This window comes from Hyphobacterium lacteum (assembly GCF_036330345.1).
Taxonomy (GTDB): Bacteria; Pseudomonadota; Alphaproteobacteria; order Caulobacterales; family Maricaulaceae; genus Hyphobacterium; species Hyphobacterium lacteum.
On record NZ_JAZDRP010000011.1, the window covers coordinates 53027 to 64432 of the forward strand.

At 61.9% G+C, this 11406-nt stretch carries 14 protein-coding genes; 10 read left to right on the plus strand and 4 right to left on the minus strand.

The features are described from left to right. The first annotated feature begins 25 nt into the window (after positions 1–25). Positions 26–457, plus strand: a complete 432-nt coding sequence (locus tag V0U79_RS13245; protein WP_330199987.1) for a MerC domain-containing protein — start codon at positions 26–28, stop codon at positions 455–457. Here the strand turns inward: V0U79_RS13245 and V0U79_RS13250 are convergent. The 4 genes from V0U79_RS13250 to V0U79_RS13265 are packed head-to-tail and all read right to left on the minus strand — an operon-like array spanning position 454 to position 4176. After that, the gene (locus tag V0U79_RS13250; RefSeq protein WP_330199988.1) at positions 454–1161 is read right to left on the minus strand and encodes a PepSY domain-containing protein; all 708 of its coding nucleotides are present in this window, start codon (positions 1159–1161) and stop codon (positions 454–456) included. The genes V0U79_RS13245 and V0U79_RS13250 overlap by 4 nt on opposite strands. After that, entirely contained in the window at positions 1161–1484 is a 324-nt protein-coding gene (locus tag V0U79_RS13255; protein ID WP_330199989.1) for a copper-binding protein, read from the minus strand. The genes V0U79_RS13250 and V0U79_RS13255 overlap by 1 nt, the downstream gene beginning before the upstream one ends. A gap of 12 nt (positions 1485–1496) precedes the next feature. Beyond that, positions 1497–2843 carry a multicopper oxidase family protein gene (locus tag V0U79_RS13260; protein WP_330199990.1) on the minus strand — a complete coding sequence of 449 codons (1347 nt, stop codon included), beginning with the start codon at positions 2841–2843 and terminating at the stop codon, positions 1497–1499. A 1-nt stretch (position 2844) separates the two neighbouring features. Further along, complete coding sequence (locus V0U79_RS13265; protein ID WP_330199991.1) at positions 2845–4176, minus strand: TolC family protein; 1332 nt, start codon at positions 4174–4176, stop codon at positions 2845–2847. A gap of 52 nt (positions 4177–4228) precedes the next feature. Here V0U79_RS13265 and V0U79_RS13270 point away from each other — a divergent pair, with 52 nt between their 5' ends. From V0U79_RS13270 to V0U79_RS13305, 9 genes are all read left to right on the plus strand, one after another. Continuing rightward, positions 4229–4528 carry a metal-sensitive transcriptional regulator gene (locus V0U79_RS13270; RefSeq protein ID WP_330200000.1) on the plus strand — a complete coding sequence of 100 codons (300 nt, stop codon included), beginning with the start codon at positions 4229–4231 and terminating at the stop codon, positions 4526–4528. Continuing rightward, the gene (locus V0U79_RS13275; protein ID WP_330199992.1) at positions 4525–5643 is read left to right on the plus strand and encodes an acyltransferase family protein; all 1119 of its coding nucleotides are present in this window, start codon (positions 4525–4527) and stop codon (positions 5641–5643) included. The genes V0U79_RS13270 and V0U79_RS13275 overlap by 4 nt, the downstream gene beginning before the upstream one ends. Before the next feature lie 127 nt (positions 5644–5770). Further along, on the plus strand, positions 5771–5974 hold the full coding sequence (gene rpmI / locus V0U79_RS13280; RefSeq protein ID WP_330199993.1) for a 50S ribosomal protein L35: 204 nt from the start codon (positions 5771–5773) through the stop codon (positions 5972–5974). A 31-nt stretch (positions 5975–6005) separates the two neighbouring features. After that, positions 6006–6365: a 50S ribosomal protein L20 gene (rplT, locus tag V0U79_RS13285; RefSeq protein ID WP_330199994.1), complete on the plus strand. Its 360-nt coding sequence runs from the start codon at positions 6006–6008 to the stop codon at positions 6363–6365. 5 nt (positions 6366–6370) lie between these two features. After that, positions 6371–6559, plus strand: a complete 189-nt coding sequence (locus V0U79_RS13725) for a DUF1272 domain-containing protein (RefSeq protein ID WP_373696476.1) — start codon at positions 6371–6373, stop codon at positions 6557–6559. A gap of 75 nt (positions 6560–6634) precedes the next feature. Then, a complete protein-coding gene (gene pheS / locus V0U79_RS13290) occupies positions 6635–7717 on the plus strand; it encodes a phenylalanine--tRNA ligase subunit alpha (protein WP_330199995.1) in 1083 nt (360 codons plus the stop codon). Further along, entirely contained in the window at positions 7717–8331 is a 615-nt protein-coding gene (locus V0U79_RS13295) for a hypothetical protein (protein ID WP_330199996.1), read from the plus strand. The genes pheS and V0U79_RS13295 overlap by 1 nt, the downstream gene beginning before the upstream one ends. A 4-nt stretch (positions 8332–8335) precedes the next feature. Further along, entirely contained in the window at positions 8336–10735 is a 2400-nt protein-coding gene (pheT, locus tag V0U79_RS13300) for a phenylalanine--tRNA ligase subunit beta (protein WP_330199997.1), read from the plus strand. Between the two features lie 2 nt (positions 10736–10737). After that, positions 10738–11352, plus strand: coding sequence for a nucleotidyltransferase family protein (locus tag V0U79_RS13305; RefSeq protein WP_330199998.1), 615 nt, complete (start codon positions 10738–10740; stop codon positions 11350–11352). Positions 11353–11406 lie beyond the last annotated feature (54 nt).

Sequence of the window (11406 nt, forward strand, 5' to 3'; positions counted from 1 at the left end):
TCACCGCACTCGAACGTAGGCCGTCATGACTCATCGTACCAAATCCTTGCTGGATGTTTCCGGCGCCAGCCTTTCGGTGGTCTGCCTGCTGCATTGTCTGGCCCTGCCGACGGCGGCGGTTGCGGCTCCCGCACTGGCCCCGGAGCTGGCAGAACGCATGTCGCTGGTGGACGGGCGAGCCCATCTCATCCTTTTCCTGATTGCCGCACCGGTGACGGTGCTGGCCTTTTTCTGGGGTGAGAAAGCGATGCGTGCCGGCAAATGGACGATGGGCGTTGCAGGAACCGGCCTTGCCCTGATGCTGGCAGGTGCCTCACATCTGATTGCGCAGCCCGGCGAAACCGTCCTGACCGTGACCGGTGTCAGTCTGCTGATTGCGGCTCATATTGCCAATTGGCACCGCCGCCAGAGCGAAGGTCATGACCATGCCCGCGAATGCGGCATGTGTGAGGACTAGTCCAGCTTCCGCCGCGAGATCATCCGCCCCAGCCAGGGGAAAAGCAGGATAAAGCCGAACAGGCTCATCGCCAGGGCAATCACCGACGACCAGACCAGCAGCGGATGGTTGAAGTGCGAGCGGTCGCCATAATCCATGATGTGTAGCATCCAGAAGAAATCATAGAAGCGCCAGGCATCATTGCGTCGGGCCACCACTTCGCCTGTAGCGGTACTGACATAGAGGCGCGTGCCTTCACCATCTGCGAAATCCACGCGGAAAGTTGGTGTGTCGCGCCGCGATTCCCAGGTGGGCTCGGCAAAGAAGGTGACTGCTTCGATGTCCGGATCCCCGGCATAATCGGCGCGGGCGACTGCGATCGCTGTTTCCTCGTCAATTGGTGACAGGAGATCCCCCGAGACGGCATCGGCAATCAGCGAGGCTTCTCCGTTTCGGCCGAATTCATAGACGGTCCGGCCCAGCCAGGTACGCAATTCGACGCTTGAAGGCTCGATGCCGGCTTCAGCGGCAATATCCGCTGGGGAGCGCACGCCGGTCAGATCCAGCCCCGCAACAGGCTCGGCGATATTGTGTTCGCCCCGCACCTGCTCGATGGGGATGGCGCTCATCACCACACCGCCGGCAACCCAGGCCAGGACTTGCAGGCCGATGATCAGGGCCGCCCATTTGTGCAATCTGATCAGCCAGCGGATGAAAGGACGCATTATTCTGCCGCTTCCGGCTCGGCCTCGATCACGGTCAGACCACTCTCGCCCATCGTGGCGGTAATGGTCAGAGCCGCGCCCGGCTCGAACAGGGTCATGTCCACGCCCTCGGCGATGGAAAATTCCATCACCATCGCCGGCATGCCCAGTTCCGGCAAAGCCTCATGGCGTAACAGCGCGGTACGGGCATTGGCGTCAGACGTGCGGACATCGGCCGCGGCAGTCGACCGGGCGGCCATTTCACCGTGATGGTGGTGGTCATGACCATCATTGCCGTGGTCCACCGCAAGGGTCAGGAGCGCGAGAGCGAAAATCATATTCATGGCATTTCCCTATCAGTTGCGGCGGCTCGGGTCGATTCCGTCGCGCTGCAATTCGGCCGTTGTGGCCTGGCGGGCCTGTGTGCCGTCCGGTGCCTGATACCAGCCCGGATCAGCATTTCCTGTCAGCCGGTCACGTACCTTGAGAACGGTAAACATTCCACCCATGGTGATGTAATCGTGCGGACCGCGTGCCCCCACCATGGGAATGGAATTGTCGGGCACATCCATATGGCCCATCTCGATATGGGCGCCGTGCTCGCCCATACCGTCATGACCCATCGTCATATAGGTTGGCAGAAGCTGTCCCACGGCACGGTCGATATTGCGTGCATTGACGCCGATCATGTTGGGGAAGCCGTGGCCCATCTGGTTCATGACATGGTGCGTCATGTGACAGTGCATGGCCCAGTCGCCCGGATTGTCGGCAATGAACTCGACCGTCCGCGTGGCGCCGGTAGGGACCAGAACCGTTGTGTCGGGATGTTGCGCGCTTTCGGGAATCTCTCCGCCATCGGTTTCGGTGATGCGGAAGGCATAGCCGTGCAGATGGATGGGGTGGTGATCCATGGCCGACAGGTTTCCGAAGCGGATCCGGACGCGCTCGCCGCGCTGGGCCACCAGCGGTGCCGTCCCCGGATAGCAGCGCGCATTCATGGTCAGCACGTTGAAATCCGTCATCTCGTTGGGATCAGGACGGCGGGCGCCGGGCTCCAGCTTCCAGGTCGACAGCATGATGGCGTAATCGCGATCCGGCAGCGGCCCTCGCGGACGGCGCGGATGCACTACGATCATGCCCATCAGGCCCATCGCCATCTGGGTCATCTCGTCATGGTGGGAATGGTACATGAAGGTGCCGTGCTGGCGGAATGTCCACTCATAGACGAAGGTCTCGCCGGTATGGATGGAGCGCTGGTTCAGTCCGCCCACCCCGTCCATGCCGGACGGCAGGATCACGCCGTGCCAGTGCACTGTGGTGGGCGCGATCAGACGATTGGTGACATAGATGCGGACCCGGTCGCCCTCGACGCATTCGATCGTCGGGCCATGGGTGCGGCCATTATAGCCCCAGGTCCGGGCGGTCAGGCCCGGTGCGAACTCATGCTCCACCTCCTCTGCGATCAGGTGGAAGACCTTCACTCCGTCGACAATGCGATAATCCAGGGTCGCGCCATTGGGCGTTATCACCGGGCGATAGTCGGTGCCGGGCCGGCCGGGGCGATAGCTCTGGCCATGATCGACCGAGGTTGAATGCGCATAGGACGAAGTCCGCGACTGCGCGGCGGCCGCTGAAGACAGCATGGGTACGGCTACCAGACCGGTCGCCCCGGCGAGAAGCGCATCTCTGCGGGAAAAGCTCATATCAGTGATCTCCTCCGCCTGTTGCCGCGCTCAGATCCTGAGATGCGGCCATGCCCATGGGCGATCCACCCTGCATCAGGGACATCAGGGCGATGCGGGCGCGGTGATAGCGCTCCAGCGTATCGACCCAGGCGCGGCCGGCCTCGACTTGTGCATTGAAGGCATCCAGCAGGGCGTAAACGCCAATCTGCATGCCATTATATTGCTGCATGGTCTGTTCCAGCGCCAGCGTGGAGGCGGGCAGCCATTCCTCGCGGATCATGGTGGCGCGCTCCCCGGCGCGGTTCATTTCCAACAGCGCCAGTTCGATATCGGCTGAAATCTCGTCCTCGAGCGCGGCCAGACGGTCGGCGGCCTGCTGAGCGCGAATCCGGGCGGCGGCGCGCTGCGGATGGCCGAAACCATTCACCGGAACATCGACATGGGCGGACACACCGGTCTCGGTGTCGCCATCCTCGATGTCGAAGGCCGGGCCCAGCTCGCCATGGAAAAGGCTTTCAATGTTTGTATAACCCGCGGACTGTGCAGCGGCTTCGGCGTCAGCGCGCGCTGCTGCCAGGGGCAGGCTCGCTTCCAGCGCTGCAGACAGCGCCCTGTCGGTTCCCGCCATGTCCGCCATTTCGGTGGGCAGGCGGCCGGGAAGATCAACCGGCCGGGTCAACAGGGTTTCCAGCCGGATGCGAGCCGTCTGCGCAGCCTGTTCCGCGTCCTCGGCGGCGGCCCGGGCCGCCAGCGCATTGACCTGCTGGCGGGTCAGGTCGAGGCCCGGCGCATTGCCCTGTGCGTCGATCTCCTCGGCGAGGAGCAGAGCGGCTTCGGCGGATTGCAGAATGCGGGCATACATGTTGGCGCGCTCACGCGCCGCGACGGCCTCCACCCAGGCAAGACGCACTTCGGCCGAAAAATCGATCAGGCGGAGAAGCGCGCGCGATTGCGCAGCATCATAGCGGGCGCGGGCGGCGGCTTCGCGTTGCGGCCAGCCAATGATCGCGGCGATGGGCGCGCGGATATCGGCATCGAGGACCGCGCCGGCGCCTTCGGGATTGAACCAGGTCAGCTCGGCGATCAGATTTGGCGGCAGGACCGCCGACGCCCATTCGGCCCGCGCCAGGCCGGCCTCGGCCAGATCGGCCGCGAGACGGGGGTTTTCGGCGATCGCAAGTGCGACGGCTTCATCCTCGCTGATATCGCCGTCAAATGACGCCGTCAGGCCGACCGGAATCTCCAGCGCCGCAGCCCGGTCTTCGATGGCGGCGCGTTCCATTGCCGGATCGACAGTCACACAGCCGGCCAGGGCCAGCGGCAGGATCAGGAATAGAGCGCGCATTGACATGGCGGCAGCCCTATCATACCCCTAGGGGGTATTCAAGCGGATGGAAGCAGGCATGGCAGAAGCGTGCGGATCACATTCAAAACATGCCGACCATACGGCGTTGCTTGGCCGGTTAAGCAGGGTCGAGGGGCAGGTCAGAGGCGTTTCGCGCATGATCGAGAGTGATCGTTATTGCCTGGACATTCTGACACAGATTTCCGCCATAAAGTCCGCACTGACCGCTGTTGAGCGTGAGGTGCTCAAATCACATGCCGATCACTGCGTGAGCAACGCCATCGCTGCGGGTGACAAGGCAGAGCAAGATCAGAAGATATCGGAACTTGTCGGCCTGCTGCTTAAAGCCGTCCGATGATTCCGGTTCTGCCCGGACGAACAGGCGGACCAGCCCTCGCAGATATCTATAAGGGTCATGACAATCTCTTTACGCTGATACGTCTGTTGCTTGCGGGCGCGGTTTTGCTGGAACACGCTTTCATTCATCGCCTCCCGGTGTCAGCATCAGCCCCTCTCGAATGGCACGATATTTCACTCAGCTATGGCGGCGTGAACGCGTTCTTCATACTGAGCGGTTTTCTGATATCCGACAGTTTGAGACGCCGCCGAAGTTATGAAGCGTATGCAGCGGCCCGCATTTTGCGGATCTACCCGGCGCTGATTGCTCTCGTTTTTGCTGCGATTTTTATTGTCGGGCCCTTCTTCACAGCCCTGACTCCGACCGATTACTGGTTCTCACCCGAGATGTGGCGGTTTCCATTTGAAACGCTGACCTTTGTGAATGGCGAGGGCGGCCCTCCGGGCACGTTTCCATCCTCGGAACGCCCGGGCGAATTTTCCGCCAGCCTGTGGACGCTGCGATACGAAGTCATTGCCTATATCGGTCTGCCGATTTTTGCCGCCATTCCCCTTGTATCCGGGCGATGGGGCCAGCTGATCCTATTTCTCACGCTCAGCGCGCTTTACGAAATTCTGCTCGCAACGGGCGGTCAGACCGTCTGGTCCGCGACATTTGTCAGCCTCGTGCGGTTAGGGGCCTGCTTTTCACTGGGAATGACGATCTTTACTTTTCGCGAACATCTGAAGGTCGTCTGGTTGATCCCGGCCCTGCTGACTTTTCTGTGGCTTTTTTTGACTGGCGAAACAATCGCAGGGGAGTTCACTGCCAACCTGATGATTGCCGGCTGGATGTTTACGCTGGCGTTTGCCTCCGGGTGGGCCATTAAACGTCTCAAAACGATGCCTGACTACTCGTATGGACTCTACATCTGGCATTGGCCAGCAATGCAAATTGGCGGAGAATTATTTCCGGAAGCCGGTGCATTTGGAATTCTGGCCTTTTCTATTCCGGTGACAATGCTCTTTTCGATGTTTTCCTGGCACCTCATCGAGCGTCCGGCTCTAGGATCGAAGAAGCGGCTGGCGGCCTTGATAGAGCGAGTTGTCGGGCGCCATAAACAGCAGGGCAACTGACTTGCTTTCCGGCGCTTTTTCCCATATGACGCCCGCTCTTTGAAGAACCCGGCGGTGTGGGCCCGATCGACATGCCTGCCTGCCGAAACAACGCAAAGCGACGCAAGTTGCTGGAAATGGAGCGGAAATGTCGAAACTGAAGACCAAGAGCGGCGCCAAGAAGCGCTTCAAGCTCACGGCGACTGGCAAGGTGAAAGCTGGCCAGGCCGGAAAACGTCACGGCATGATCAAGCGGACCAACAAGCAGATCCGCAACAAGCGCGGCACGACCACGATGTCCGAGGCCGACGCCAAGATCGTCAAAAAGAATTTCATTCCTTACGGCCTTTAAGCCGCAAGCGACGTTTTCAGGAGCCTGAACCATGTCCCGAGTCAAACGCGGCACCGTATCCCGCGCCCGCCACAAGAAAGTCATTTCCCAGGCCAAAGGTTATTATGGCCGCCGGAAGAATGTTTACCGCGTAGCCGTACAGGCGGTCGAAAAAGCCGGCCAGTACGCTTATCGCGACCGCCGCGCCAAGAAGCGCAATTTCCGCGCCCTGTGGATCCAGCGTATCAACGCCGGTGCCCGCCTGCACGGCGTGACCTATTCCCGATTTATGGCCGGCCTCGCGAAGGCTGGTATCGAAGTTGACCGCAAGGTCCTCTCCGATCTGGCCATTCGGGAACCCGAGGCCTTCAAAGCCCTGGTCGACCAGGCACAGGCCGCGCTGGACGCTTAAAGCGCATGCCGCTCGAGATGAAGCCCGCTTGCGAGACCTGCGAGCGGGCGCTCGAGCCGGACGGCCCGGCATTTATCTGCAGCTTTGAATGTTCCTTCTGTGCGTCCTGCAACGAAGACGTTTACAATCACGTCTGCCCGAATTGCGGCGGCGAGCTGGTGGCCCGGCCCAAACGCAGAAAATCAACCGGCTGACCCTCGCCAACACCCGCAACGGGCGCTAGACCGCATCGCACCTCTTGTGTGCGCTGAAACTGGCGAGGAAATGACATGGCCGGAGCTTCCGATATCGAGGCCCTGAAATCCGAATTGCTGGCCGCCGTGGACGGCGCCGGTGACGAAGCGGCGCTGGAAGGTCTGCGCGTCGAAGCGCTGGGCAAGAAGGGCAAGATCTCGCTGATGATGCGCTCGCTGGGCCAGATGAGCCCGGAAGAGCGTCAGGTGATGGGCCCGGCTCTCAACGGTCTCAAGGACACGATCGGCGAAGCCATCACCGCGAAGAAGGCGGCGATGGAAGATGCTGCGCTGGATGCGCGCCTGGCGACGGAGCGGGCCGATGTCTCGCTACCGATCCGTCCGGAACCGCGCGGCAAGCTGCACCCGGTGACCCAGGTGATGGAAGAGCTGGCCGTGATCTTCTCGGACATGGGCTTCACCGTGGCTGAAGGTCCGGACGTTGAAGACGACTTCCACAATTTCACCGCGCTGAACTTCCCCGAAGGTCATCCGGCGCGCGATACGCACGACACCTTCTTCATGAAGCCGCGCGAGGACGGATCGCAAATGGTGCTGCGCACGCACACCTCGCCGGTCCAGATCCGCACCATGATGAGCGAGACACCGCCGATCCGCATCATTGCGCCCGGCCGGGTCTATCGCTGCGACTGGGACCAGACCCACACGCCGATGTTCCACCAGGTCGAAGGGCTGGTGATCGACAAGGGCGCGCATATGGGCCACCTCAAGGGCGTGCTGATGGATTTCCTCGCGGCCTTCTTCGAGACCGACACCGTCGAGGCGCGTTTCCGCCCGCACCATTTCCCCTTCACCGAACCGTCCGCCGAGATGGATGTGAAATATTCCCGCGTCGGCGAGGCCGTGAAGATCGGCGAGGGCGACAGCTGGATGGAAATCCTCGGCTGCGGCATGGTCCATCCGAATGTCATCAAGTCGTGCGGGCTGGATCCGGACGAATACCAGGGTTTTGCCTGGGGGATGGGCGTGGACCGTCTCGCCATGCTGAAATACGGCGCGCCGGATCTGCGCGATTATTTCGCCAATGATACGCGCTGGCTGGCGCATTACGGCTTCTCGCCGCTGTTGCAGGCGAACCTTGCGACCGGGCTGAGCTGATGCTCCGCTGGTTCAAATCCAATCACCAGGCCCTGACCGCGATCGGCGCCATGGTCGTCGGCCTGGCGGCGCTCTACGTGGCCTGGGACCAGGCCCGGGTGATGCGCGCCCAGCAACATGGTGCGGTCTATCCGGCGCTGCAGATGGACGGGTTCGTGACCTATCAGAATGGCCGTCAGAGCGTCGGCTTGCGCGTTACGAACAGCGGTGTGGGCCCGGCCATCATCGAGGATGTCGTGTTGCTTCGAGACGAAGAGCCTTCCGAAGAATTCCGCAGCGTCATCGATCTGGCTCCGGAGGGGAGTGATCTCAGCTGGACCACCATGATTGGCCGGGTGCTAGCGGCGGGTGACGCGGTTGAGCCGATCGAGATGAGTTGGTCCGCCGATGGTCCCTACCAGCCGGAGATGACCCCGATCGCGGACGAATGGACACACTGGGATATCAGCATCTGCTATTGCTCGGTCTTCGACCGATGCTGGCGCAGTGCCACAACCGGTGTGGGTCTCCGGCCCGAGCGCGTCCCGCACTGCGAACGTCCTGATTACGATATTTTTGAAGACCTTGGACGCGATGCCGACAGGTTGTCCAATCCGTTAGAAACTGACGAGTAGATCGATGAAATTCACCCTGTCCTGGCTGAAAGAGCATCTGGAAACAGACAAGCCGCTCGACGAGATCGCCGAGGCCATGACCATGGCCGGTCTGGAGATCGAGGATATCGATAATCCGGCCGAGGCCCTGGCCGACTTCACCGTCGCTTTTGTGAAATCCGCGGAGCCGCATCCCGATGCCGACAAGCTACGCGTCTGCACGGTCGACACGAAAGATGGTGAAAAGCAGATCGTCTGCGGCGCGCCCAATGCGCATGCCGGGATGAAGGCCATCTATGCGCCACTGGGCACTTATATCCCCGGTGCAGATTTCGCGCTGGACAAAAAGCCCCGCAAGATCCGCGGCGTGGAATCCTTCGGCATGCTGTGTTCCGCCAAGGAGCTGAATGCCGGCGAGGACCATGACGGGATCATTGATCTCCAGGGCGACTGGAAGGTCGGCGATCCGGCGGCCGAGGCGCTGGGCGCGAATGATCCGGTCATCGATTTCGAAGTGACACCCAACCGGCCGGACTGGCTGGGCGTGGACGGGATTGCCCGCGATCTGGCCGCCGCCGGTCTGGGCCGCGTGATCACGCCGCAGCCGGAAACGCTCAAGGGCAGCTTTGAGTGCCCCATCGATATCAGGCTGGAATGGGAAGAGGCCTGCCCGGTCTTTGCCGGCCGTTATATCCGCGGTGTGAAAAATGGCCCGTCGCCAAACTGGCTGAAGCGCAAGCTGGAAGCCATTGGCCTGCGCTCGATCAATATCCTCGCGGATATCACCAATCTGGTGTCCTATGACCGCTGCCGCCCGCTGCACGTCTATGATGCCGACAAGATCGGCAAGACGATCATCGCCCGCCGCGGCAAGGGCGAGGCTGACACGTTCGAAGCACTGGACGGCAAGCATTACACGCCGGGCGCAGAGCAATGCGTCATCGCCGACGAGAATACCTGCCTCGGCTTTGGCGGTGTGATGGGCGGCGAGGAGTCCGGTGTCACCAACGATACCGTCAATGTCTTCATCGAATGCGCCTGGTTCGATCCGGAAACTACCCGCGCCACGGGCCGTGCAACCGGCATTGAATCCGATGCGCGCTACCGGTTCGAACGCGGCGTTGATACCGGCTCGATCCAGACCGGCATCGATCTGGCGACGCAGCTGGTGCTGGAATTGTGCGGCGGCGAGGCCTCGGAAGTTCGGGTTGCGGGCAAGGCCCCGGCCAATCCGGCGCCGATCGATTTCCCGGTCTCCGAGGTCAAACGCCTGACCGGTATTGATCTGCCGGCGGGCATTATCACCGACATGCTGCAGAAGCTGGGCTTTGGCGTGTCCGGCATGGGTGACAGCCTGCATGTGGAAGTGCCGAGCTGGCGCCGCGACTGTACGCAGAAAGCCGATCTGGTCGAGGAAATCGCCCGCATCCACGGCTTCGACAAGATCGAGGCGATCTCGCTGCCGAAACTGCCAGGACGGCGTGAGCCGACCGCGACGATCGGTCAGAACCGGGCGCGGCATGCGCGCCGGGCGTTGGCCATGCGCGGTTATAACGAGGCCGTCACCTGGTCCTTCTGCCATCGCGATCATGCCGCTCTGTTTGGGGGCTTTGGCGAAGGGCTGGAGCTGGAAAACCCGATCTCTTCGGATCTGGATGTGATGCGCCCGACCGCGCTGATCCATCTTTTGACCGCGCTACAGGCCAATGAGGACAAGGGTATTGATGATCCGCGCCTGTTCGAGGCCGGTCCGGTCTATCTGAGCGATGCGCCTGACGGGCAGCGCATGGCGGTGTCCGGCGTGCGGTTTGTGGCCGCCGGCCGGCACTGGGCCGGAACCCGCGAGGCCGATCTGTTTGATGCCAAGGCCGACGCGCTGGCCGCGCTGGAAGCGGCTGGTGCTCCGGTCGACTCCCTGCAAGTGGCTGCGGAAGCGCGTGACTGGTGGCATCCGGGCCGTTCGGGCGTGCTGCGCCTGGGCCCCAAGAATGTGCTGGCCGAGTTTGGCGAGCTTCACCCGCGCGTTCTCAAGACGCTGGGGGTGGAAGGCCGGGCCATCGGGTTCGAGATCATTCTCGACAATATCCCGGCATCGAAGAAGAAGGCCGAGACCAAGGCGCGTCCGGCGCTTGACCGGGCCGAGCTGACGCCGGTGAAGCGCGATTTTGCCTTCCTCGTCGGTGCGGATGTCGCCGCCGACACGCTGGTGCGGGCTGCAAAAGGCGCCGACAAGGCGATGATTTCCGATGTGTCCGTGTTTGACGTCTATGCCGGGAAGGGCGTGCCGGAAGGTCAGGTCTCGCTGGCTATCGAGGCGGTGATCCAGCCGCGCGAGAAGACGCTGACCGACAAGGAAATCGACGCCGTGGCGGCGAAGATCGTTGCCTCGGTCGAGAAGGCGACGGGCGCCAGCCTCAGGGGCTAGACATGGAGCAGGATCCGCGACGACTGGCGAATGCCCCTGAAGCCGAGCAAAGGGAATTCGTCATCGAGGCGGTGATGTCCAACCCGACCGCGAAAGCGGTTCTGGAACAGGCGCATCAACTGGATCTGCCTGACTGGGCGCTGATGGCCGGGGCCGTGTATCAGGCGGTGTGGAACCGGCTGACCGGGCGTCCGGCCGATTATGGCGTCAATGATTACGACCTTGCCTATTGCGATCCGTCCGATCTGAGTGAGGCGGGTGAGGCCGAGGTCATCGCGCGGGCCGAAGAAGCGTTTTCCGGTATCGATGCCGAGGTCGAGGTGTGCAATCAGGCACGCGTGCCGCTGTGGTTCGGAGCCAAATATGGTGTCGACCGCCAGCCCATCCATTCCACTGAAGACGCGGTGAGGGAGTTTGCTTCCATCACCCACTCGGTCGCGATCCGGCTGGATGGGGATGGCTGGCCGGAACTGATTGCGCCTTATGGTCTGGATGAATTGTTCTCACTGTGTGTGAGACCGGTGCCGGATATTTCGACACCGGCGCTGTGGAACGCCAAGATCGCCCGCCAGAAAAAGCTCTGGCCGGAGATCGAGTTCGTCGAGGCGGCGGAGTAGTTTATTTTTCCTCCCCCGTTCACGGGGGAGGTGGTCGCGAAGCGAGCGGAGGGG